At 30.7% G+C, this 26185-nt stretch carries 21 protein-coding genes; 13 read left to right on the top strand and 8 right to left on the bottom strand.

What is annotated here, in order from left to right; translation table 11 throughout:
- Positions 1-16: 16 nt before the first annotated feature.
- From GQS58_RS07370 to GQS58_RS07350, 5 genes are all read left to right on the top strand, one after another.
- A complete protein-coding gene (locus GQS58_RS07370; protein WP_166384406.1) occupies positions 17-1300 on the top strand; it encodes a hypothetical protein in 1284 nt (427 codons plus the stop codon).
- Positions 1301-1343: 43 nt separating this feature from the next.
- Complete coding sequence (locus tag GQS58_RS07365) at positions 1344-2735, top strand: OmpP1/FadL family transporter (protein WP_166384404.1); 1392 nt, start codon at positions 1344-1346, stop codon at positions 2733-2735.
- A gap of 132 nt (positions 2736-2867) precedes the next feature.
- Positions 2868-3773 carry a NifU family protein gene (locus tag GQS58_RS07360; RefSeq protein WP_166384402.1) on the top strand — a complete coding sequence of 302 codons (906 nt, stop codon included), beginning with the start codon at positions 2868-2870 and terminating at the stop codon, positions 3771-3773.
- A 68-nt stretch (positions 3774-3841) separates the two neighbouring features.
- Complete coding sequence (gene ubiE / locus GQS58_RS07355) at positions 3842-4573, top strand: bifunctional demethylmenaquinone methyltransferase/2-methoxy-6-polyprenyl-1,4-benzoquinol methylase UbiE (RefSeq protein ID WP_166384400.1); 732 nt, start codon at positions 3842-3844, stop codon at positions 4571-4573.
- 1 nt (position 4574) lies between these two features.
- Positions 4575-5294 carry a porin family protein gene (locus GQS58_RS07350; protein WP_166384398.1) on the top strand — a complete coding sequence of 240 codons (720 nt, stop codon included), beginning with the start codon at positions 4575-4577 and terminating at the stop codon, positions 5292-5294.
- 42 nt (positions 5295-5336) lie between these two features.
- On the opposite strand, the gene GQS58_RS07345 is transcribed toward GQS58_RS07350, so the two are convergent.
- The gene (locus GQS58_RS07345) at positions 5337-6068 is read right to left on the bottom strand and encodes a TrmH family RNA methyltransferase (protein WP_166384396.1); all 732 of its coding nucleotides are present in this window, start codon (positions 6066-6068) and stop codon (positions 5337-5339) included.
- A gap of 69 nt (positions 6069-6137) precedes the next feature.
- Between GQS58_RS07345 and GQS58_RS07340 the strand changes: the two genes are divergently transcribed.
- From GQS58_RS07340 to GQS58_RS07310, 7 genes are all read left to right on the top strand, one after another.
- The gene (locus GQS58_RS07340) at positions 6138-8651 is read left to right on the top strand and encodes a BamA/TamA family outer membrane protein (protein WP_166384394.1); all 2514 of its coding nucleotides are present in this window, start codon (positions 6138-6140) and stop codon (positions 8649-8651) included.
- A 99-nt stretch (positions 8652-8750) separates the two neighbouring features.
- Entirely contained in the window at positions 8751-9818 is a 1068-nt protein-coding gene (fbaA, locus tag GQS58_RS07335) for a class II fructose-bisphosphate aldolase (protein WP_166384392.1), read from the top strand.
- 167 nt (positions 9819-9985) lie between these two features.
- Complete coding sequence (gene accD, locus GQS58_RS07330; protein WP_166384390.1) at positions 9986-10843, top strand: acetyl-CoA carboxylase, carboxyltransferase subunit beta; 858 nt, start codon at positions 9986-9988, stop codon at positions 10841-10843.
- 195 nt (positions 10844-11038) lie between these two features.
- Positions 11039-11308 (top strand): 30S ribosomal protein S15, encoded by a 270-nt coding sequence (gene rpsO, locus GQS58_RS07325; RefSeq protein WP_166384388.1) that lies wholly within the window; start codon positions 11039-11041, stop codon positions 11306-11308.
- Positions 11309-11590: 282 nt separating this feature from the next.
- Positions 11591-13825 carry a polyribonucleotide nucleotidyltransferase gene (locus tag GQS58_RS07320; RefSeq protein WP_166384385.1) on the top strand — a complete coding sequence of 745 codons (2235 nt, stop codon included), beginning with the start codon at positions 11591-11593 and terminating at the stop codon, positions 13823-13825.
- 121 nt (positions 13826-13946) lie between these two features.
- Positions 13947-15071 (top strand): 2-amino-4-hydroxy-6-hydroxymethyldihydropteridine diphosphokinase, encoded by a 1125-nt coding sequence (folK, locus tag GQS58_RS07315; protein ID WP_166384383.1) that lies wholly within the window; start codon positions 13947-13949, stop codon positions 15069-15071.
- Between the two features lie 66 nt (positions 15072-15137).
- Entirely contained in the window at positions 15138-16652 is a 1515-nt protein-coding gene (locus GQS58_RS07310) for an OmpA family protein (RefSeq protein WP_166384381.1), read from the top strand.
- A 374-nt stretch (positions 16653-17026) separates the two neighbouring features.
- Here the strand turns inward: GQS58_RS07310 and gldC are convergent, their stop codons facing one another.
- Positions 17027-17359 (bottom strand): gliding motility protein GldC, encoded by a 333-nt coding sequence (gldC, locus tag GQS58_RS07305; protein WP_166384379.1) that lies wholly within the window; start codon positions 17357-17359, stop codon positions 17027-17029.
- Positions 17359-18318: a gliding motility lipoprotein GldB gene (gene gldB / locus GQS58_RS07300; protein WP_166384377.1), complete on the bottom strand. Its 960-nt coding sequence runs from the start codon at positions 18316-18318 to the stop codon at positions 17359-17361. Before gldB ends, gldC begins: the two co-directional genes overlap by 1 nt.
- Before the next feature lie 59 nt (positions 18319-18377).
- On the opposite strand from gldB, the gene nadE reads away from it, so the two are divergent.
- Positions 18378-19166 carry an NAD(+) synthase gene (gene nadE / locus GQS58_RS07295; RefSeq protein WP_166384375.1) on the top strand — a complete coding sequence of 263 codons (789 nt, stop codon included), beginning with the start codon at positions 18378-18380 and terminating at the stop codon, positions 19164-19166.
- Between the two features lie 294 nt (positions 19167-19460).
- Here nadE and dnaG read toward each other — a convergent pair whose 3' ends face one another.
- From dnaG to GQS58_RS07270, 5 genes are all read right to left on the bottom strand, one after another.
- A complete protein-coding gene (gene dnaG / locus GQS58_RS07290; protein WP_166384373.1) occupies positions 19461-21479 on the bottom strand; it encodes a DNA primase in 2019 nt (672 codons plus the stop codon).
- A 225-nt stretch (positions 21480-21704) separates the two neighbouring features.
- Complete coding sequence (gene clpX / locus GQS58_RS07285; protein WP_166384371.1) at positions 21705-22943, bottom strand: ATP-dependent Clp protease ATP-binding subunit ClpX; 1239 nt, start codon at positions 22941-22943, stop codon at positions 21705-21707.
- Positions 22944-23035: 92 nt separating this feature from the next.
- Complete coding sequence (clpP, locus tag GQS58_RS07280; protein WP_165733763.1) at positions 23036-23698, bottom strand: ATP-dependent Clp endopeptidase proteolytic subunit ClpP; 663 nt, start codon at positions 23696-23698, stop codon at positions 23036-23038.
- Between the two features lie 193 nt (positions 23699-23891).
- Positions 23892-25214, bottom strand: coding sequence for a trigger factor (gene tig / locus GQS58_RS07275; protein ID WP_166384369.1), 1323 nt, complete (start codon positions 25212-25214; stop codon positions 23892-23894).
- A gap of 92 nt (positions 25215-25306) precedes the next feature.
- The gene (locus GQS58_RS07270) at positions 25307-25666 is read right to left on the bottom strand and encodes a phage holin family protein (protein WP_068449469.1); all 360 of its coding nucleotides are present in this window, start codon (positions 25664-25666) and stop codon (positions 25307-25309) included.
- Positions 25667-26185 lie beyond the last annotated feature (519 nt).

Genomic DNA, 26185 nt, shown 5'->3' with positions numbered 1-26185 from the left:
TCTAAATATATTCATTATGAAACTAAAATATACAAATCTTAACCTAAGCCAACTATTAACTATACTAACAACTAGTTTAGTATTGGTTTCTTGCGGTACTTACCAAAGTGCGTATAATAATGATGGTATTTATGGTAGCGATACAGCAAATAATGAAAATAGAAATGTAATCTATGTTGATCAAGATGGATATGATGATTACAATGATAATTATTTTTTAAACAAATTAAATAGTTTAGAAAATGTAGATAATAATGATGTTTTTACAGATGTTGACAACTACAATTCTGCAGACACCATTTATATTGATGAAGCAGATATAGATGAAACATTAAACTATAAATCTAACCAACCTTGGGGTCAAAACAGCAACAACGATGTAGCTGTAAATATAAATGTAATTGAAAGTCCATATTGGAATAATTATTACGGTTATAATTACTACGATACTTGGGGGTATAGAAACTGGAATTATAGAGGATATGCTTGGAATCATAATCCTTATTGGCATCCTTACCATAATTATTATGCTTGGAATGTAGGTTTTTATTCTCCTTATTATTACCAACCTTATCATTATGGTTACACTAACAGATATAGAAACTACAATAATAGATATACTAATAATACTTACAGAAGAAGAGCAACTAACAATAGTACATACAGAAGAAGTAGTACCATTAATTCTAGAAACAGAAGTACAACAAGTAGAAGAAGTAGTACCGTAAATAGACGACCTACAAACACTACAAGTAGGAGAACTAGTACAACAACATCACCTAGAAGAAGATCTACTACAACTACAAGAAAAAGTACAACACCTACAAGAAGTACTAGAAGTAGTACTTCTACACGAAGCAGCGGAACTAGAAGTAGTGACACAAGAAGCAGCGGGACTAGAAGTCGTTCTACAACAACAAGAAGAAATAATAGCGCAAGCGTAAACAACAATACAAATAGTAGAAACAACAGGCAAGTTGTAGTTGTAAGAAGAGCATCAACACCTTCTACTACTAGAAGTTCTAATTCATCAACAAATAGAAGTACTAGCAGAGCTGCAACAACTAGAAGCTCAAGTTCTACAAAAAATACATCAACAAGAAGTAGAACCAATACTTCTAGCAGGAGTAACAATACCTATACACCATCTACAAGAAGTTCGTCTTCATCTAGATCATCATCTACTAGAAGTACTCCTTCTAGGTCTTCATCAACAAAAAGCACACCAACTAGAAGTTCTTCAACCAGAAGTAGTAGCTCTAGTAGATCTTCTTCATCCTCATCTAAAAGAAGAGGATAAAAAAAGTTTTACAATCTTTAAATGGTAATAAACAAATACTAGTATGAAAAAAATTATAACGATAGCTTTTTTATTCGCAGCATCAGTTACGTCTTATTCTCAATCTTTAAGATACCAAGATTTAGGTATCTTATTTTCTAAGAATGATGATAATGGCTCTGCCCGATTTACAGCAATGAGCGGTGCTTTTGGCGCACTAGGAGGAGATGTTTCTGCTATGAGTGTTAACCCTGCTGGTATTTCTGTATTTACAAATAGCTATTTTACAGGAACTCTAAATTCTAGAAATACAGATATTTCTGCAAAATTTGGAGACGCTGACTTTAACGATAGAAGAAAGACGACAACTGATAATAAATATTTCAACCTTTCTCACGCCGGTGCTGTATTAGTTTTTGACAGTGCTTACAGATCTGACTGGAATAAGTTTGCAATTGGTTTTAACTATAGAATTACGAACGATTTTGAAAACAGTTTTTCTGCACAAGGAAATGAAGCCGTTACTAGATTTGACACAAACCCTCGTGATCTAAGTAACAAATACAATTTCACAGATGGTCAGCAATTCAATACAAATTACAACGGAGAAACAACAGAGTTAAACATCGCTTTTTCATCAGTTCATAAAAATAAATTATATGTAGGTTTAGGTCTTAATTTTTATGATTTAAATTTCACTCAAAAATCTATTTTAACTGAATTTAATAGTGATAAAGTCGCTAATATTTTAGACGTAGAATTATATCAAGAAAACCTTACGTCAGGAACCGGCTTCTCTGCAAACGCAGGTTTTATTTACAAAGCTAGTGAAAGTTTTAGATTTGGTTTAGCTTACCAAACACCAACTTGGTATACAGAAATCTTACAAGACACAAATTACAACCAAGATAGTGATATTGATATTGGAGAAACAGCTTTTTTCCCGGATGAAGTTTACTCCTTTTCAGAAAACAATCCTCGTCAATTTATATCTTATAAATTAAAAACACCGAGTAAAGTTACTGCAAGTGCTGCTTTTATTTTTGGGAAGGATGGTTTAATCAGTTTAGATTACATCAACAGAAATTATAAAAACATAAAATTATCTAACGGTGAATTTATAAAAGAAAATGATTTTTTTGAAAACGACTTAAGAAACACACATTCTTTTAATTTAGGTACAGAATGGCGCATAGATAGAATAAGTGTAAGAGGTGGTTATAAATTTGAGCAAGATCCTAGCAAATCATCTATAGCCTCAGATAATTTAAAAGGATATTCTTTAGGTGCAGGTTACAACTTTGGGAATATGAAACTAGACTTTTCTTTTAGTAACAATAATAGAACCGGTGTATATAACTTATACTCAAACCTTAATACAGAACCAAGCGTAAACCCATCAGAACTACAAATAGACAATAAAACAATTACGGCATCGATTAGCTTTAATTTGTAAACGATATTAAGTTACATTAAAAAAAACCGCTTGTAGATACAACTAGTATCCGCAAGCGGATTTTTATTTAACATATCAAAAACAATTCTATCTCCCTTTTTTCCTTAATTTTGCAAATCAATATTTAGCACCATGCAAGACGTAAAAATAACAGTTCAAGAAACTACTAACAATACCATTATAAAATTTAATACAAATCAAATTTTAATCAATGGAGGAAGTTATGAATATAATAATATAGATGAAGCTAAAAACTCACCTTTAGCACAAGAATTATTCTACTTACCTTTTGTAAAAAAGATTTTTATTACCGCAAATTTCATTGCTGTACAACGTTATGACATTTTAGAATGGATAGATGTACAAGAAGAAGTTAAAGAACAAATTGAAGCATATTTAAATGACAATGGCGTTGTTGTAAACGAATCTCCAACTTCTAAAAAAGAAGCTATAGAGGTTTATGCAGAAGCAACTCCTAACCCATCTGTAATGAAATTTGGAAGCAGCAAATCTTTAACACAAACAGATGTTGAATATAAAAATATAGATGAAGCTAGCAAATCATCTCCTTTAGCACAAGCAATTTTTAATTTCCCTTTTGTAAAGGAAGTATTTATTTCTGACAATTATGTTTCAGTTACCAAATACGATATGGTAGAATGGAATGATGTGTATGCAGAAGTAAGAACTTTTATTCGTGAATATTTAGTTTCTGGAAAAACGATTATTAAAGAATTACCTACAGAAGAAAAATTAGCTTCAGAAAGTAAAGTTGCTGAACCACAAGTAGCATTAGAAGGAATTTCTGCACAAATTTCAGATATTTTAGATGAATACATTAAGCCTGCAGTTGCAAGTGATGGTGGTAATATCGCTTTTCGTTCTTATGATGAAGAAAACAAAATAGTACGTGTAGTTTTACAAGGTGCCTGTAGTGGTTGCCCATCTTCTACCGCTACTTTAAAAAACGGAATAGAAAGCTTACTAAAAGAAATGTTACCAAATCAGATTAACGAAGTAGTAGCAATTAACGGATAAACTTGTAATACGCACTATGCTTTGGGCAAAACGCTTAAAGCAAAGTGCTAAAGCTTAAAGCAAAAATAATGTCAGCAGAAAAAATAAACCCTTACAAAGATTCTAAATTAGGCAAAAAAGAGCAAGTTGCTCAAATGTTTGATAATATTTCTGAAAATTACGATGGCTTAAACAGAGTAATTTCTTTAGGAATTGATGTTAAATGGCGTAAAAAAGTTGTGAATATTGTTGGCAAAAACAACCCGAAACAAATTTTAGACATTGCTACAGGCACTGGAGATTTAGCTATTATGATGGCTGCTTTAAACCCAGATAGAATTGTAGGTTTAGATATTTCTGAAGGAATGCTGGAAGTAGGAAATCAAAAAATTGCAAAAGCAAATCTTTCTGATAAAATAGAAATGATTGTTGGCGATTCTGAAGAAATGCCTTTTGCAGACAATACTTTTGATGCAATTACAGTTTCTTTTGGTGTTCGAAATTTCGCTAATTTAAATAAAGGTATTAAAGAAATAGCTAGAGTATTAAAACCAACCGGTGTTTTGGTTATTTTAGAAACTTCTAATCCAACAAAATTCCCTTTTAAGCAAGGTTATAAATTATATACTAACTTATTTTTACCTGTTGTCGGTAAATTATTCTCTAAAGATAAAGTTGCCTACTCTTATTTATCAGAATCTGCAAATTCTTTTCCTTTTGGAGAAGCGTTCAACAATATTTTACAAAAAAATGGGTTTAGACATACAGAAGATACACCAGTAACTTTTGGAGTTGCTACAATTTATACTGCAAGTAAATAATATGAGTAAGAAATTTATAATATTCGGTTTTTTCCTTTTAATTTCTATTGCTTTTTTTGCGCAAAGAGAAAAAGTAGAATACTTACCTACTTTCGATCAAAGAAAAATACATTATGGTTTTTATCTTGGTTTAAATCAGAATGATTTTAAATATAGTTTTAATAACAGTACCCCTATTCAAGGCACAACTATAAAAATTGACCCATCTATTGGATTCAATGTAGGTCTAATAGCAGATTTACGATTACATAAAAATGTAAATCTACGTTTAGAACCTGGTTTAATGACAAATACAAAACAGATTACATTTAGTAATACAGACCCAAGTTATCCTCTAACTGATAAAGTTAGAGAGGTAAACTCTACGTATTTACACATCCCTTTAATTTTTAAATTTAGTACAGACAGGTATAAAAATATTAGACCTTATGTATTAGGTGGCGTTTCTTACGACTATAATTTTTCTAGTAATGAACAAGGTGATGATAACTCTGGAGGACAGTTTAGAACAAAAACAAGTAATTATATGTATGAGGTTGGTGTAGGAATAGATATTTACTTATACTACTTTAAATTTTCACCTTCCATACGTGGTGTTTTTGCATTACCTAGCGAGTTGGTAGAAGATAAAGCCAGTTCCTTTGGAGGAACTAGTCCGTATACATCACCAATAAACTACTTAGCTACTCGTGGTCTTTTTCTAACACTTTCTTTTGAATAAAGATTAGCTTATAAAGTTATTTTTGTTTGTAAAAATATATACTTAGTAACTTCTTTTAAATTCACTCAACAAAATAGCTGTTGCAGTAGCAACATTTAAACTTTCCGTTTCTTGAGTATCTCCAAATCTTGGGATAGAAATTTTATGAGTAATTAAATTTTTAATTTCGTTAGAAACACCATTTGCTTCATTTCCCATTATTAAAACCCCTTGTTTAGGCAAATTTGTTTTGTACACATTTTCGCCATCCATATCTGCTATAAAAGTTGGTTTTTTAGTTTCAGCTAAATATTTAGCTAAATCTACATAACGAATAGATATTCTAGTTAAAGACCCCATACTTGCTTGCACCACTTTTTGGTTGTAACAATCTACCGTGTCTTTAGAACAAACTAACTCTTCTACTCCAAACCAATCACATAAGCGAATAATAGTACCTAAGTTTCCTGGATCATTTATAGCGTCTAAAGCTACTGTTAATCCCTTATCTAAATTAAGTTTTTCATCAGGGATTTTAAAAATACCTAAAGCCTTATTTGGCGTTTTTAAGTTACTTATTTTCTTTAAGTCAGCTTCAGAGACACGAACTGTTTTTTCTTCTGAAAAATCCGAAGAAAAATCATCCGTACAAAAAAGCATTTCTAGCTCAAATGAAGAGTTTAAGATTTCTTGCACAACTTTTATACCTTCCGCTATAAATAATTTATGCTTTTGTCTATACTTTTTTTGAGATAAACTTGTTATTAATTTAAATTGATTTTTTGAGATACTCATTAATTGATTGTAATTGAAAATAAACCGCCGAAAAATACTATTTTTGAATTTGATAGCACTGCTAAATTAATGAAAAAACTTTCTTTATCCCTTTTATTCTTGCTCCTTTTAGTTTCATGTAATTCTACAAAGCATGTTGCGGAAGGAAAAAACATGCTTACTCAAAATTATATTTACGTAGATAGTGTAAGAAACAAAAGTAGTGATATTCAAAAATACATTCTACAAAAACCCAATCCAAAGTTTTTAAACTTACCCGTTGGCTTGTATTTTTACAATATAGGAAACCCAAACAAACCTAAAACACCTGCTACATGGGGAGAAAAAAACCTACGTTCTTATAATTTTATTAAAAATGTTTTTTCTGAAAAACAAAGTATTGCATACGCCAAAACTTTTATTGGATTAAATAGATGGTTTTTAAATTACCAGGGGCCCGTTATTGTTAGCGAAAGAAAAGTAAAAAACACCGAAAACAACTTGTTAACGTATTACAAAAATCAAGGTTATTTTAAATCGAAAGTAACCTCAGAAATCAATAGAGATTCAATTAGTAAAAAAGCGACTGTAGCATATAGAGTAAATAGAGGAAAACCAACACTGTTAGATACTATCAATTTTAAAATAGAGTCTCTAGTATTAGATTCTATTTATAAAAGCACCAAGACTCCATCACTCTTAAAAAAAGGAAATCAATATAATGATAAAACCTTTAGAAATGAAGCAAGCAGGGTTTTAAAGCTATTTAGAAATAATGGTGTCTATAATTTTACAGAATCTGCTTTGGGGTTTTATGTAGACTCTACAAGAACCGATAATAAAACAAATGTAGATTTCTTAATTTCTGGAAATAGACTAAAAGAAACAAACGGAATCTATGTAAATACTCCTTATAAAGTACAAAAAGTAACGGAAGTAAATGTTACTACAGATTATTCTTTTACAAGAAAAGGAGAACCACTATTAGACTCTTTAAAGTACGAAGGAATTAACTATTTAGGTCATAGAAAAATTAAATACAACCCAAAATACTTATCACAATCAATATTTTTAAAACCAGGAAGTATTTACAAAGACACCTTAAGAAATTTAACAAGAAATCATTTAAAATCGCTTAAAAATTTTAAATCTACCAATATCAAATTCACTCCAATTTCAGGAACTGATAATGAACTAAAGATGGATATATTTTTAGCACCTATAGAAAAATTTACGTTAGGATTAGAAACAGAAATAACACATTCTAACATTAGAGAAATTGGTTCTTCTGCAAAGTTTTCTATCACTAATAGAAATGCATTTAGAGGAGCAGAATTACTAAAATTATCATTTTTAGGATCTTACTTTAACTCTACCAGTGGACCTGGTTGGGAAATTGGTGCAGATGCTTCTTTAGAAATACCAAGGCTTATTGCCCCTTTTGGTCTAAATAAATTGGTTCCTAAAGAAATGTCTCCAAGAACCTTGTTTTCTATTGGATCTAGTTTTCAAAAAAACATAGGTTTAGACAGGCAAACATTTACATTTTTGTCTGATTACAAATGGCAGTATAACGCAAAAAAAACAATTCAATTAGAAGTTTTAAACACGCAATACATACAAAACTTAAACATTACTAGCTATTTTGATATTTACAGCTCAGAGTTTTCAAATTTAGATAACGTAGCAAAAGCTTACGATACTGCAAATAATATTACTACCAACACTAACCACCCACTTTCTACCAACATATCTACTCAAGTACCAAAAGCATTGGCTTTTATGAAAACAGTAGCGAATGACACTAGCTTTAAAACAACAAATTCAGATGATTATAATACTGCATTAAATATTTTAAATAGGTACAATATAGTAACATCAGATTTCTTAATACCCGTTTTAGCATACACATATACCTACAATAATCAATCTAATTTTAATGACAATAATTTCTCATTCTTTAAAGTAAGAATTGCAAATTCTGGAAATGCCTTAGGCTTACTATCAAGCAAAAAAAATACAAATAACAAAAAAACACTTGCAAACATACCTCTAGCTCAATATTTTAAAACAGATTTAGAGTACAAGAAATTTTGGGATGTAGGCGGAAACTCCGTTTTTGGAATTAGAACTTTCTTTGGAGCAATTATTCCTTATGACAATTCTGATATCCCTTTTACAAAAAGTTATTTTGCCGGAGGATCTAATGATATTAGAGCTTGGCAAACTTATGAATTAGGACCTGGAAGCAGAAATACTGGTCTAGAATTTAATGTAGGAAGCCTTAAATTTTTAACCAGTGCAGAATACAGATTTGATGTAGTTAGCAAATTAAAAGGAGCTTTATTTATTGATGCTGGTAATATTTGGGACATTACTGGTTCTAACTTTGTAGATGAAGAGTCTAAATTTAATAATGTATCATCTCTAAAAGATATTGCCGTAGGTTCTGGTTTTGGAGCAAGATTAGATTTTAGTTTTTTAATTTTACGTTTAGATGTTGGTTTTAAAACTTACGAGCCATATTTAGCTGGTAACAAATGGCTTAAAAACTACAACTTTGCCAATGCTGTTTATAATATAGGTATTAACTACCCTTTCTAAAATTAGAATAAAACCTATAACGTTTTCGTTATTTTATGCTTACATTCAGCCGTATTTTTAGTACTTTTGATGGGTAATTAATGATTAAAATAAACAAACATGAGTCATAATATAAAGCCAGGTGTTGCAACTGGATCAGAAGTTCAAGCTATTTTTAAATACGCAAAAGAAAAAGGATTTGCTTTACCAGCAGTAAATGTTATTGGATCTAATACAATTAACGGTGTTTTAGAAACAGCAAGAGACTTAAATGCTCCGGTAATTATTCAGTTTTCTAACGGTGGTGCACAATTTAACGCAGGAAAAGGTTTATCTAACGAAGGTGAAAAAGCTGCCATTGCTGGTGGTATTGCTGGTGCAAAACATGTACATGAATTAGCGGTTGCTTATGGAGTTCCTGTTATTTTACATACAGACCACTGTGCTAAAAAATTATTACCTTGGATAGACGGATTATTAGATGCTTCAGAAAAACATTTTGAAGAAACTGGTAAACCTCTTTACAGCTCTCACATGATAGATTTATCTGAAGAGCCTTTAGAAGAAAATATTGAAATTTGTAAAACATATTTAGCTCGTATGAGTAAAATGGGTATGACTTTAGAAATTGAATTAGGGATTACAGGTGGTGAAGAAGATGGTGTTGACAATAGTGATGTTGATGAGTCTAAATTATACACACAACCAGAAGAAGTTGCTTATGCTTATGAAGAGCTTTCTAAAGTAAGTGATAAATTTACAATTGCTGCAGCTTTTGGTAACGTTCATGGTGTTTATAAACCAGGAAACGTAAAATTAACTCCAAAAATCTTAAAAAATTCTCAAGAATTTATTACTAAGAAATATGGTGTTGAAGAAAATCATATCGATTTTGTATTTCATGGAGGATCTGGTTCTACGTTAGAAGAAATTAGAGAAGCTATTGGTTACGGTGTTATTAAAATGAACATTGATACAGATATGCAATATGCTTTTATGAGCGGAATTAGAAATTATATGGGTGATAAAGTAGATTATTTAAAATCTCAAATTGGAAGCCCTGATGGACCTGAATCTCCAAACAAAAAATATTATGATCCAAGAAGATGGTTACGTGAAGGTGAAGCTACTTTTATTACACGTTTAAAACAAGCATTTTCTGACTTAAACAATGTAGATACTTTATAAGAGTTATCTTAAAAATATTTTTAAAAAGCACTTTGATTAAAATCAAAGTGCTTTTTTTTTATGAGTTTAGAGATCAAAAAGGATACTTTTAAGAAAAAACTTTTACATTTGCGGTTCTAATTTTTTTTTACATAAATTTAGAAATAACCTAAAACACAACAACTAGTATGGCTTGGTTTAAAAGAACGGATAAAGGAATACAGACTTCTACAGAAGATAAAAAAGACACTCCAAAAGGGTTATGGTACAAAACACCTAGTGGAAAAATAATAGATACAGAAGAATTAAAAAGAAACCTATATGTTAGCCCAGAAGATGGATATCATGTAAGAATAGGAAGTAAAGAATATTTCGAATTATTTTTTGATGAAAACAAGTTTAAAGAACTAGATGCCAATCTAACCTCTAAAGATCCTTTAAAATTCGAAGACACAAAAAAATACCCAGATAGATTAAAGGCTGCACAAGAAAAAACAAAATTAAACGACGCTGTTAGAACAGCTGTTGGAAAATCTTTAGGAAAAGATATTGTAATTGCAGCAATGGACTTTGCTTTTATTGGTGGATCTATGGGATCTGTTGTAGGAGAAAAAATAGCGCGAGCTATCGATTACTCTATAAAAAACAAAATTCCTTTTTTAATGGTTTCTAAATCTGGAGGAGCAAGAATGATGGAAGCTTCACTTTCATTAATGCAATTGGTAAAAACATCTGCAAAATTAGCACAATTAGCAGAAGTTAATATTCCGTACATTTCTTTATGTACAGACCCAACAACAGGTGGTACCACTGCATCTTACGCTATGCTAGGTGATATTAATATTGCAGAACCAAATGCTTTAATTGCATTTGCAGGACCAAGAGTTGTAAAAGATACTACCGGTAAAGATTTGCCAGAAGGTTTCCAAAGATCAGAATTTGTATTAGAACATGGTTTCTTAGATGCAATTTACGAACGTAAAAACTTAAAAAAACAGATTAATCTGTATATCGATCTAATTCAGAATATACCTGTTAGAGCATAATATAAAACATTCTTATAAAAGGTTAAAAACTAAGTAAACCCTTAGTTTTTAACCCTTAAACAGATTACAATGTATCTTAGAAAGAGCTAAATAATGTATATATTTTCCTATATCAAATTAAAAAAATAATCATATATTTGCAGCTTCAATGAATATATCATTGATATACATAATAATCATTTAAATAATATTGGAATGTATTTAACTAAAGAAGTAAAAGAAAGCATCTTCGAAAAACACGGTAAAGGAAAAAACGATACTGGTTCTTCAGAAGGTCAAATTGCATTGTTTACACACAGAATTAACCATTTAACTGGGCACTTAAAAAGTAATCGTAAAGATTATAACACAGAGCGTTCATTAGTAATGTTAGTTGGTAAACGTAGAAGTTTATTAGATTATCTAAAGAAATCTGATATTTTAAGATATCGTGCAATTATTGCAGAATTAGGAATTAGAAAATAATTCTTAAAAAAAGAGGGGCTATAAACGTTCCTCTTTTTTGTTTTTAAATTTTAAAGCATTCCTTTAAAATAGTGAAAAATATTCTCACAAAACAGAGAATAGAAAAAAGTATTAAATTCTGACTAACAAACAGAATCTATATAAAAAAGGTTAAATTAATTAGCCTCATTCCTGCAAAGGCAGGAAAAAAAATCAAAAATAGTAACAGCATTTTTGAATTTCCATTGCAACAACGTACAACAACGCAACAACAAACAAATTAAAAATTTAGAATTAAAATTTATGATTCCAAAAGTATTTAGAGAGGTTATAGACCTTGGAGATGGAAGAACTATCTCATTAGAAACCGGTAAATTAGCAAAACAAGCACACGGTTCTGTTGTTGTTCAAATGGGTAAAGCAATGTTATTATGTACTGTAGTTTCTAACTACAAACAATCTGACGTTGATTTTTTACCACTTACAGTAGATTATAGAGAAAAATTTGCAGCTGCAGGTAGATATCCAGGTGGTTTCTTTAAAAGAGAAGCAAGACCAAGTGATGGAGAAGTATTAACAATGCGTCTTGTAGACCGTGTTTTACGTCCTTTATTTCCAAAAGATTACCATGCAGAAGTACAGGTAATGATTCAATTAATGTCTCATGATGAAGATGTTATGCCAGATGCATTAGCAGGTTTAGCAGCATCAGCAGCTATTCAATTATCAGATTTCCCTTTCGAATGCCCTATCTCTGAAGCAAGAGTTGGTCGTATCAACGGAGAATTTGTAATCAACCCAAACAGAGCACAATTAGCAGAATCTGACATCGATATGATGATTGGAGCTTCTGCAGATTCTGTAATGATGGTTGAAGGTGAAATGGATGAAATTTCTGAAGAAGAAATGGCAGATGCAATTAAATTTGCACATGAAGCTATTAAAATTCAGTGTGCTGCTCAAGTAAAATTAGCAGAAGCTTTCGGTAAGAAAGAAACTAGAATATACCAAGGAGAAAGAGAAGATGAAGAATTAGCAGCAAAAATAAATGACTTTTGTTACGACAAATGTTATGCTATCGCTAAAAAAGGAACATCTAAAGTAGAACGTACAACTGCATTTGCTGAAGTAAAAGAAGAATTAAAAGCTTCATTTACCGAAGAAGAATTAGCAGATTATGGAGATTTAGTTAGTAAATACTTCAACAAATCTCAAAAAGTAGCTGTTAGAGAATTAACTTTATCTGAAGGTTTACGTTTAGATGGTAGAAAGACAGACGAAATTAGACCAATCTGGTGTGAAGTAGATTATTTACCATCTGTGCATGGTTCTTCTATCTTTACTCGTGGAGAAACTCAAGCTTTAGCAACTGTAACTTTAGGAACATCTAGAGATGCAATGAAAATAGATATGCCATCTTATGAAGGTGAAGAGAACTTCTATTTACACTATAACTTCCCTCCTTTTTGTACAGGTGAAGCTAGACCATTAAGAGGAACATCTCGTAGAGAAGTTGGTCATGGTAACTTAGCACAACGTGGTTTAAAAGGAATGATTCCTGCAGACTGTCCTTATACAGTAAGAGTAGTATCTGAAGTATTAGAATCTAACGGTTCTTCTTCTATGGCAACTGTTTGTGCTGGTACAATGGCGTTAATGGATGCAGGTGTTCAAATGATAAGACCAGTTTCTGGTATTGCAATGGGATTAATTTCTGATGGAGATCGTTACGCAGTTTTATCTGATATTTTAGGTGATGAAGATCACTTAGGAGATATGGACTTTAAAGTAACTGGTACTTCAGAAGGAATTACTGCTTGTCAAATGGATATTAAAGTAAAAGGATTAGGATATGAGATTTTAGTAAATGCACTAAAACAAGCTCGTGAAGGTCGTTTACATATTTTAGGAAAAATAACAGATACAATTGCAGGTGCTAACATAGAAGTTAAAGCACATGCACCTAAAATGGTTAATAGAAGAATACCTAATGAATTAATTGGTGCATTTATTGGACCAGGAGGTAAACACATTCAAGAATTACAGAAAGAAACAGAAACTACAATTGTAATTACTGAAGACGCTGTAACAGAAGAAGGTATTATTGAAATTTTAGGAACAAAACCAGAAGGAATTGAAGCAGTAATTGCTAAAATTGAATCTATGATGTTTAAACCAGAAAAAGGTTCTGTGTACGAAGTAAAAGTAATCAAAATGTTAGATTTTGGTGCTGTTGTAGAGTATATTGAAGCTCCTGGTAACGAAGTTTTACTTCACGTTAGTGAATTAGCTTGGGAACGTACAGATAACGTTTCTGATGTTGTTAAAATGGGAGATATCTTAGATGTAAAATACTTTGGTTTAGACCCAAGAACACGTAAAGAAAAAGTTTCTAGAAAGGCTATTTTACCTAAACCAGAAGGTTTTGTAGAAAGACCACCAAGAGATGATAAACGTTCTGGTGGACGTGATAACAGAAGTAGAGATAACCGCGGACGTGATGACAGAAAACCAAGAGAACCAAGAAAAGAAGAATAAATGTCATGCTGAACTTATTTCAGTATCTCATAATTGATATTAAAAATCGCCAATTAATTTTGGCGATTTTTTTGGTTTATAGGGTATTTATAGAATGCTTTTATTTTCTTTGCACTCAACAATGAAAATACAACATATTACATATTTATCTTTAGGTACAAACCAAGGAAACAAACTTGAAAACTTACAAAATGCTATTAATTTGATAGATGATGGCATTGGAGGTATTCAAAAAATATCTTCTATATACAAAACTCCGGCTTGGGGTTTTGAAGGTGATGATTTTTTTAATATTTGTATAAAAGTAGCAACTAATTTAGAACCAGAAACCTTAATAGACTCTTTATTAAAAATAGAAAACAAATTAGGTAGACAACGCAGTGCTGTAGAAGGATATCAAAACAGAAATATAGACATCGATATTTTATTATTCGATAATGAAATAATATTATCTAATGCCTTAATAGTGCCTCATGCTAAAATGTTACAACGAAAATTTGTTATGATTCCTCTAGCAGAAATAGCTTCAACTACAATTCATCCTATAGAGAAAAAAGAAATTGCCGCATGTTTACACGGTTGTGATGATACCTCTGAAATAATAAAATTAAGTGAAACCTTAAAAAGACCTATCTCTATTTCAGAAAAATATAACTATATAGCTATTGAAGGAAACATTGGTGCAGGTAAAACAACTTTAGCAAACTTACTATCTAAAGACTTTAATGCTAAAGTAGTTTTAGAACGTTTTGCAGACAATCCTTTTCTTCCAAAGTTTTATGAAGATAAAGAAAGATATGCATTTCCTTTAGAGATGAGTTTTTTAGCAGATAGATATCAACAATTAACCGACGATTTAGCGCAGTTCGACTTATTTAAGAGCTTTATAATTTCAGATTATTATATTTTTAAATCTTTAATTTTTGCACAAGTAACATTACAAAAAGAAGAATATCTCTTATATAGAAAAATGTTCGATTTAATGTACAAAGAAATTACAAAACCAGATTTATATATTTATTTATTTCAGAATACAGAACGTCTGTTAGAAAACATTAAAAACCGAGGAAGAGCTTATGAACAAAAAATAGAACCAGAATACTTAAAACGTATTCATAATGGTTATAAAAGTTTTATTAAAACTGAAAAAAGTTTAAATTTGCAAGTTATTGACGTTTCGGATATGGATTTTCTTAACAATGAAGATGATTATAAGAACATTGTTAACAAAATAAAGCTTTTTTAAAAAAAAAAATATATTTTTGTGGGAATCATTCCCCTATACTATTTAAAACAAAAAAATCAAATTAAAATGAGGAGAATTATACTATTTATTTTATTGAGCAGTACTATTATAGCTCAATCATTCGGTCAATCTACCGAAAACACCATAATAAACACCGACAGTACCGAAGTAAAAGGTAAGGATATTATTAAAGACAATAACACCTGGGCAATTGGTGGTGGTTTTAGTAATTTTATCATGCATGGAGATTTACGTTCAATTGGAGTTGCTGATGATTCTAATTATTGGAATTTTGGTGGTTATGTATATGTAGATAAAATGTTTAACCCAATTTTAGGTTTAGAACTTAAAGCTACATATAACAAAATGTCTGGAGGCGTACAATCTTTCTCTAACGGATATTCTCTTAGATATGTACCAAATAATGTTATTAGTAATTCTGACTTACGATTTGAAGGTAGGTCTTACGGTGCTGAGTTAAACTTAATTGTAAGTTTAACAAATATGTTTAAAAGGGATGCAACTAAATGGCATGCGGCTGGTTATTTTGGAGTTGGATATCATCAATATGATTCTGCTCTTTATAAAACAGACCCAACTGGTGCAACACCAGATGAACTTTTAGTAGACTTTGGTTACAACCCAGACAGAAATAGTGTAAATGAAGCAAGTTCTATCTTTTTATCTGCACAACTAGGTGTAAAAAGAAAAATAAGTAGACGAATAGATGTTGAATTTAGAACAGGAATGTACTTTAATAATGAAGATCATTTAGACGCAGCTGTTTCTGATAAACAGACTTGGGAAAGCTTTTTTGTTACTAGTTTAGGTGTTGTTTTAAAATTAGGAAAGAAAAAAGAATACATTATATGGGCTGCTGAAGAAGCTCCTGGAGCACAATTTACAATTGTAGATACAGATGGAGATGGTGTAATGGATGAATTAGATGTAGAACCAAACACTCCAAAAGGTGCAATGGTATACGGTAACGGTCAGGCTGTAGATACAGACGGAGATGGTTTACCAGATTTTAAAGATAAATGTCCTTTAGAATACGGACCATTATCAAATGAAGGTTGTCCTTTAAATGTAGATACAGATGGAGATGGCGTAATGGATGCAAAAGATTTATGTCCAAATACTCCAGGTCCTGTAGAAAATAGAGGTTGTCCTAAACAAGAAGTAGTAGCACCAGTTAACATTACCCAACAAATTGGATTGTTAGCAACCAGTATTTACTTTGATACTAATAAGGATGATATTAAATTAATTTCTTACAGTACCATTGACCAAATTATTGGATTAATGAAAAAAATACCAGATGTAAAATTCGTTATTGAAGGTCATACAGATGATAGAAATAGTGACAGATACAACTTGTACTTATCTCAAAGAAGAACTGAAAGTGTTAGAAAATACATGATTAAGAGAGGTATATCAAGTGATAGACTTAAACCAGTAGGTTATGGAGAATCTAGACCTAAATTCTCTAATGATAATGCAGGTGGAAGACAATTAAACAGAAGAGTTGAGATTAAACCTATTGATGCAATAGGTGAGGTAGAGAGAATTGATGAATAATTAATTAATCTATTAAATAAAAAAAGAGGCTACTTATGTAGCCTCTTTTTTTATTTAAAATTGTAACATATAAAATAGCACCTCTTTAATTTAATTAGCAATATATATACCTTGTAAAGCATATATGAAGTATCTTTATTTAAGTTGTACTATTTAAAACAATCTAAGTTCAAGGAATAAAATTATGTCTTTTGCACTTATTTGGAATAATATAAATATACTCCTAAAGAAGTTTTAGTAGATATAAACTAGTCTAAATAGTTATACAATCAGTTTTTAACTCATTATATAAATACCAGTATATCTTATTAAAAACACAAAAAGGTTGTCCAATTAACATGGACAACCTTTTTGTGTTTAAAAATAAGTAGTATTTATTTCAGCTCTAACTTCTCTGCAAAATAATCACAAAAATCACGCATAGTAGCACTCATTTTCTGATCATCGGTTGCGCGTTCAAATGAATCTGCCATAGAGACCAATGTTTGATGATAAAACTGCTTCATTTCATCTACAGGCATCTCTTTAGTCCATAAATCCATTCGTAAAGTATCTTTTTTCTTATGATCCCAGACAGAAATCATAATCGCTTTAGATTCTTCATTATCTATACCACCATCGTTTGCTGTCCAGTAAATTTCTTCTGGAACTTTGTTTTCATCTAAACCAATTTCAAAATTAATTTGTGAATTATGTTTTATTGACATTATTTTTTAGGCTTGTAATTTGATTTTTGAAATAATTCTTCAAAATCAATAATTAATAATTCTTGCAAAGATACATCATTATTTTGCATAAAAGACTTCACAATCTGCCACCCTAACCAGACGCCAATTCTTCCTGGAGAATCATTATCATTCTGTAAATAAAATTTAGAAAAAGGAGCATTGTCTAAAAATCTTTTATTCAAAGCTGTTTCTGTACTAAATAGTAACTTTTTTTCTATAAAATATTTCCAAATATTTTCTTCATTGGCAATAGCCCAATCTAACTTTTCACTTGAATACCCAATTTTAAATTGATCTAAAATGGTAGGTAAATACAAATCTAATACATATAGCTTCTTACCTTCATAAATCATTTTTGATAAAAAACTTCTGTTAGAAAATGGTATTAATTGCTTTTCTATCATTGTATTTGCAACATCAACAATTATATTTTCTCTTTTGTTATTTTCTTTAATATATTTTGGATAATCTGCATAAAATCGGTGTGTTTTTCCTAAGTAAACATCCAAAGAAATAAACAATAAACTATCTGCATAGATTACTCTACTATTATAATCTATATTAGAAATCATGGTAACTACATTAGGCGCTTTAAAATTAGAATTATAATATTTAACATGCTTAAAAAGGGTTCTTAATTCTACTTCTAGCTGAGAGATATCTTTATATAATTTTTGTGTTTCAGCAAATAACTCTTGCTCGTCCGTATCTGCTATTTTAGAGATCGCTAAACTATCTGAAAATGACTTTGGAAATAAATAGGGGAATTCATTTTTAAGAGCGGGCAATGTTTTTGCTGTTGAATTATAAAAATCAACTTCGTATCTTTTTGTGGTAAAATCAACATTTACTGTAGAAACATCAATTTGAGTGTTTTTTTTATCAGAACATGAAAAAAAAACACATAAAACCATTAAATTCATAAAATAAAATCTCATATTCTTTGTACCTTAGTCATTAGATTTAAGAACGCTAAAAATACTAAAATAGTTTATCAATGAAGACTGAAAAGGTTGCCGAATACATTATAAAATGGCTAAAAGATTATGCTGAAAATGCAAAAGTAAAAGGATTTGTAGTTGGAGTATCTGGCGGTATAGATTCTGCCCTTACCTCTACTTTATGTGCTAAAACTGGTTTACCTACTTTATGTGTAGAAATGCCAATTCATCAATCTCCAATTCAAGTTACTAGAGCACAAGAACATATTACACAATTAAAAAATAATTTTGATAATGTTTCTGACGTTCGAGTAGATTTAACCTCTACTTTCGAAGATTTTAAAAATGTAGTTCCAAATGCAACTCCTTCTCCAAAAGTAGATTTATCTTTAGCCAATACAAGAGCTAGACTAAGAATGACAACTTTATACTATTTAGCCGGTTTACACAGTTCTTTAGTAGCCGGAACCGGTAATAAAGTAGAAGATTTTGGCGTTGGTTTTTACACCAAATATGGTGATGGTGGTGTAGATGTAAGTCCTATTGCAGATTTAATGAAATCTGAAGTATATAAATTATCTGAGTTTTTAGGTGTACCAAATTCTATACAAAAAGCACAACCAACAGATGGTTTATTTGGAGATAGTAGAACAGATGAAGATCAAATAGGCGCTTCTTATGATGAGTTAGAATGGGCCATGGTGATGCAAGAAAAGGGAAAATCTGAAAATGATTTTTCGGGAAGAGATCAAGAAGTTTTTAAAATTTACACAAGATTAAATAGAATTAACCAACATAAAATGTTGCCAATACCTATTTGTGAAATACCCGAAGAAATAAAATAAAAGCACAAAAAAGCCTTAATTTTTTAAATAAAATTAAGGCTTTTTTATTAAGATTTTGAAATTAAAGTAAATTTGCAGCTACCATCGTTTTTTTTATCTTCATATAAGCTTTTTTCTTAGACCCTTTTGAAATTTCAAATGGCAATAGTAGAAATAATTGAATAATTCTTAAAAATTGTAATAATTTTTTCATGATAATGAGGGTTTTCTTTTTGCGAGTGCAATATACAAAAAATCTATATCATTATCAGTTTTTACTATAGGGGTAAACACCCATTTTACAATTTAATAATATTAAACAACTCTATTTAGCTTTTCAAAAAGCCTCATTTTTAGACTCGTATAATTTCTAATAACCTCTAAATCTATTGGTGCGCCTTGGTTTGATACCGCCTCACTCATCAACTCATCTATCTTCTCTCCTATTAAAACTCGTCTTAAATTATACACCACATCATTCACATCTTTGGCTAAAACCTCTAAAGCTGACTTTACCTCTATATTTTGTCCTTCCCAATTACTTAATTGTCTATTAGGATTTTCTTTTTCCATTAAAATAGAAGTTACAATGGTAGATATCTCTGTGTTTTTATGATTAATTAAACCATCTATATCTAATTTTTCTAACTGATTTAATTGATGAATAATTTCTGTATAAATCTCCTGAAAAAGTACGTTAGAAAACTCAATTTCATCTTCATGCAAATGCACATAAATTTCTGCAGAAACTGTATTTTCATATTTTCTTGTACCTATTTTTTCTCTTCCTGCATCATCTACATTTACAACCTCTTCCGTAAATTCTACTTCTTCATTTCCATAAAGAAGTAAAATTTTAATAATTTCATTTTCTAAAATAGAAAGTTGATCTATTTTCTGATTAGTTACAGCACCTCCCTTAACCAAGCCCATTTTAGTTTGCTCTTTACCACTAGCAAACTCTGGCGGAGTCTCATTTGGGTTTTGCGGTGCATTGTTTTGTTGTCTGGTAAATTTACTCTTTTCTTGTGCCCCTTTTTTTAACAACTGGGCTAACTCACTAAACAATACACGTTCTGAAATGTCCATAATTCTAGAACATTCTTGTACGTAAACTTCTCTCTGAATACCGTCTGGAATTTTAGCGATACTTGTTACAATATCTCTAATTACACCGGCCTTTTTTATAGGATCGTTATTAGAATCTTTTAATAAAAGGGATACTTTAAAGTTGATAAAATCTTGTGCAGAATTTTCTAAATAAGCAGCTAACTCTGCGTTGGAGTTTGCTTTTGCAAAACTATCTGGATCTTCTCCGTCTGGAAACTGAACTACTTTTACGTTCATTCCTTGCTCTAGAATTAAATCGATACCACGAATGGAAGCTCTAATTCCGGCTGCATCACCGTCAAAAAGTACAGTAATATTTTTTGTTAATCTGTTTACTAATCTAATTTGGTCTGGTGTTAAAGCTGTACCAGAAGACGCTACAACATTTTCTACCCCAGATTGATTAAAAGAAATTACATCTGTATAGCCTTCTACCAAAAAACAATTGTCTTGTTTGGCTATTTCTTTTTTAGCTTGGTATAATCCGTATAGAATTTTACTTTTATGATAAATTTCACTTTCAGGAGAATTTAAGTATTTAGCAGCTTTTTTATCGGCCGTTAAAATACGTCCTCCAAAACCTAAAATACGTCCAGACATAGAATGTATCGGAAACATTACACGTCCTTTAAAACGGTCGAATTGCTTGTTTTCTTTAACAATTGTGAGTCCTGTGGATGCTAAGAATTTTAAGTCATACCCTTTTTTTAAAGCGGCATTTGTAAAATTATCCCACTCATCCATACAATATCCTAACTCGAACTTTTTAATGGTTTCATCTGTAAAACCACGTTCTTTAAAATAAGATAATCCTATTGCTTTTCCTTTGTTTGAAGTAAGCATTAGATCATGAAAATAGTCTTTGGCAAAGGTTGAAACCAAATACATACTTTCACGCTCATTCATCTGTGCTTTTTCTTCAGATGATTGCTCTGCTTCTTCTATTTCTATATTGTACTTTTTGGCTAGCCACCTTAATGCTTCTGGGTAGGTATAATGTTCATGCTCCATTAAAAAAGAAACTGAGTTCCCTCCTTTTCCTGTAGAAAAATCTTTCCAGATTTGTTTTACTGGAGACACCATAAATGATGGTGATTTCTCGTCTGTAAACGGACTTAAACCTTTAAAGTTACTTCCTGCTTTTTTAAGCACAACAAATTCTCCAATAACCTCTTCTACTCTAGCTGTTTCGAAAATGCGGTCTATGGTACTTCTTAATATCATTGAGTTTTAATTAAAAGGTATACAAATATAATAAGAAGTTTTTTTATAAATATAAAGACCTCACAGGTTTTAAAAACCTGTGAGGTCTGAAATTATATTTTACAAACTTCCTTTTTTAGTTTGCGCTACGCGTTAAGGATTGCGCAATTGTTTGAGCTCTTTTTTGTTTTTCTACAAAAAAAGCGAGTGCAAAAGCCTGACCCTTGTGGTAACGCCCAAAAAAAATTAAGAAGCTGCCTTTAATTTCTTTAAGGTTGAATTTGATAATTTTGCTTCTGCATACGCTTTCGTTACTTTAAGTTCTTTTTCGTTAGAACTTGGTAAATCGAACATTGCATCTGTAAAAATCGCCTCACATAAAGAACGCAAACCTCTTGCTCCTAATTTATATTCTACCGCTTTTTCTACAATGTAATTTAATGCTTCTTCGTCTATAGAAAAAGCCACATCATCCATTGTAAATAACTTGGTATACTGTTTTATAATAGCATTTTTTGGTTCTGTTAAAATAGACCTTAATGTTTTTGCATCTAAAGGATTCATGTAGCTTAAAACAGGTAAACGTCCAATAATTTCTGGAATTAAACCAAAAGCTTTTAAATCTGAAGGAATAATGTATTGCAACAAGTTTTCTTCATCTACTTTGTCATCATCTAAAGAAGCACCAAAACCTACAGCTTGCATATTTAAACGCTTGCTAATGTATCTTTCGATTCCAGAAAAAGCACCACCTGCAATAAATAAAATTTCTTTAGTGTCTACTTCTATAAATTTTTGCTCAGGATGTTTTCTTCCTCCTTTTGGCGCAACATTTACAACCGTACCCTCTAATAATTTTAATAGCGCTTGCTGTACTCCTTCTCCAGAAACATCTCTGGTAATAGAAGGATTGTCTCCTTTTCTTGCAATTTTATCGATTTCATCTATAAAAATAATACCTCTTTGCGCTTTTTCTACGTCGTAATCTGCAGCTTGTAATAATTTACTTAAAATACTTTCTACATCTTCACCAACATACCCAGCTTGTGTTAAAACAGTGGCATCTACAATAGCAAAAGGTACGTTTAACATTCTTGCAATTGTTTTTGCTACTAAGGTTTTTCCAGTTCCGGTTTCTCCAACTAAAACAATGTTAGATTTCTCTATTTCTACATCGTCTTTATCGTCTTTGGTTTGTAATAATCTTTTGTAATGATTATATACAGCCACCGCCATTGCTCTTTTAGTTTCTAATTGACCAATAATATATTGATCTAAGAATTCTTTAATTTCTAAAGGTTTTTTTAGCATTAAATCTTTAGACAAGTCGCCAGATTTTGCTTCAGAAATTTCTTCTTCTACAATTCCGTGCGCTTGTTCTATACATTTATCGCAAATATGAGCATCTATACCTGCTATTAACAAGTCTGTTTCTGCTTTTTTTCGTCCGCAAAACGAACATTCTAAATTTTCTTCTTTCGACATTATAGTTACTTTAAGTCATAACGAGTTTTTACGAAGTTATCTCATTTTAAAAATCAGATTGCTTCACTGCGTTCACAATGACAGAATGATTTTTACTTTTTTCTTGCTAAAACTTCGTCAATCATTCCGTACGCTTTTGCTTCATCTGCCTTCATCCAATAATCTCTATCAGAATCATTATGTACTTTTTCTACTGTTTGACCAGAGTGGTTTGCAATAATATCATACAACTCTCCTTTTAACTTTATAATTTCTCTTGCAGTAATTTCTATATCTGAAGCCTGACCTTGTGCACCACCTAAAGGTTGGTGAATCATTACTCTAGAGTGTGGTAATGCAGAACGTTTACCCGCTGCTCCTGCACACATTAAAACGGCACCCATAGAAGCTGCCATACCAGTACAAATTGTTGCTACATCTGGTTTTATAAACTGCATAGTGTCATAAATACCTAAACCTGCATACACTCCTCCACCAGGAGAATTGATATAAATTGAAATATCTTTATTAGCATCTACACTTTCTAAAAATAACAACTGAGCTTGAATAATATTTGCTACTTGGTCATTAATTCCTGTTCCTAAAAAGATAATTCTATCCATCATTAAACGAGAAAAAACATCCATTTGCGTAATATTCATTTGGCGCTCTTCCATAATATATGGCGTTACACTACTTGTAATTTTACCATAATAGTTGCTGTTAATTCCGTGATGTTTTGTTGCGTATTTTTCGAACTCTTTTCCGTAATCCATTATTCTGATGCTTTTTTAAGTTTAATATTGTAAATATAAGAACTATTTCTTACTATTTTGCTTCGGTTTGCCGCTAAAAAAACCTGAATATAACAATTCAGGTTTTCTATTTTTTTATTGCCAATTAAAGGGGAAAGATATTCTATTTTAAAAAAAACAGATTGCTTCGTTCCTCTCAATGACAAATGAGCTGTTATTTATATACTTCTTTAATAAAGTCTTCGTAAGAAAGCTCTTTAGATTTAAAACTCATGTTCTCTTTGTAAAAAGTTAATAACTTGTTACTAATTAACTGAGATTGTAATTTCTGAGCTTCTTCTTGGTTTTGTAAGATTCTACCAGCAATATCATCCAATTCTTTTTCTTCTGGATTTGTATTACCAAATTGAGCCATTTGCGTACGGATAAATCCTTTAGCATAGTCTACCAATTCTGTATAATCTATTTTAATATCATTATCTTTCATCACTTTTCCTTCGATTAATTGATAACGTAAACCTTTTTCTGATTTTTCAAATTCTGCAGTAGCTTCTTCTTCTGTTAAAGGCTTTTCTCCTGCTGTTCTTAACCATTTTTTTAAGAACTCTGCTGGTAAATCAAACTTTGTACTTTCTACTAAATACTCTGTAATAGCATTTAATAATTGTTGATCTCCTTGTTGTTGAAATTGCTTTTCTGCGTCTTCTTTAATTTTTCCTCTTAAATCAGATACAGTAGTTACACTTCCATCTGCAAATAATTTATCAAACAATTCTTTGTCTAAATCTGCTGGGGTTGTTTTTGTAATTTCCTCTACAGTAAAGGTAACTGTTATATCTAAATCGTGAATTACATCATGCTCAACATCTAAAAGGTGTTGTAATCTATGAGCGTCTTCAAACAAGTCTTTAGTTGCTAATTCTATTACATCACCAACTTTAGCTCCCACTAATTTAGCAATATTTGCTTCTCCATTTACATCTTTTACAATGAAAGTAGATTTTTTGTTTATTTCTTTTTCTTCATTTACAAAAGTACCTGTAATATTAGATTCTTCAGTAGCTTCATCTATTGCACTTACGTTTCCGTAACGAGTTTGTATGTTCTTTACTTCTTCGTCAAGTAATTCTTCTGTTGCAACAATATTGTATTGTGTAACTTTATCTTTAGCTTTTAAATCTACCTCAAAAACAGGTGCTAAACCTAATTCAAATTCAAAAGAAAAAACCTCAGCATCCCAGTTAAAATCTTCTTTCATTCTAGGTAAAGGATTACCTAACATTTCTAATTTCTCTTCTGCTATAAATTTATTTAAAGACTCTTGTAAAAGCTTGTTCACCTCATCCATCATAATAGATTTACCGTACTGCTTTTTAATCATCCCCATTGGTACATGTCCTTTTCTAAAACCAGGAACATCTGCCTTTTTACGGTAATCTGCTAATAAATTTGATACTTTTGCTTGATAATCTTCTGCTACGATATCTACTTTTACAACTGCGTTTAACGCATCAATGTTTTCTTTTGTAATATTCATTTCTTGTTCTTTTATCTTGAAAAATCGAGTGCAAAATTAATAATTTTAATTGATTGCACAAATGTTAAATACTTCTAATTCAGTAATGTTATTTAGTTTTGAATTGTTTTGGTATCCTCTTTTAATAATGAAAATAATGCCGATCTAAAAACAGATAGTAAAACACTGAATAATAGCGCTGCAAAAAATCCGGAAACAGCAAAACCATCTACTAACTTATCTGCCAATAATATAATGCAAGCATTAATTACAAAAATAAATAAGCCAAAAGTGACAATAGTTGCTGGCAATGTAAAGAAGATTAAAAGTGGTCTTACAAACATGTTTAGTAACGATATAACCACTGCAACAATAATAGCCGCAACATACCCTGCTACCGAAATACCTGGTAAAATATTAGCTAAAACAATTACTGCTAAAGCCGTTAATAAAATTTTTAAAAAGGTTTTCATACTGTATATTTTTAAAGATAATTGCTAAAACTGTACCAAATGAAAAAGTCTGCATTTTTGTCATGTTTTGGTTTTGAGTTCGTTTGTTTTGAATCTTAAATACGAATAACTTTTGCAAAATAAGTACGTTAAAACAAGATACAAGTCTATCACTATATCTATTAATACATAAAAACTAGAAAAATTAAAAAAATCACAATCATTTGTCTGTATCAGTAATATGTTGCTCTACTCTTGCTTCGGATGAATGCATTGCATAAAAACAGTATATATACGACCTACAATTGAGCCTCTACCATTAAGATTTCTACAACTCTTTTGTGAACATTTTTAATACCTATAAAAATACTAAAACAAGATATTCCCTTATTAAATCTATATAATTTGATAGTGGCATTTGCTTTTTGTACCTTTGCAGAATGAAAATAAGGATACACAAACAGCGTAACTTTAGAATATTCAACTTTAATTTTTTAGTGTTTAAAAACCAACCTAAAAAATTCATACCTCCTCACTCTT

The organism is Polaribacter sp. 11A2H, assembly GCF_011379025.1.
Lineage (GTDB): Bacteria > Bacteroidota > Bacteroidia > Flavobacteriales > Flavobacteriaceae > Polaribacter.
This window is presented reverse-complemented; position numbering and strand designations above follow the sequence as displayed.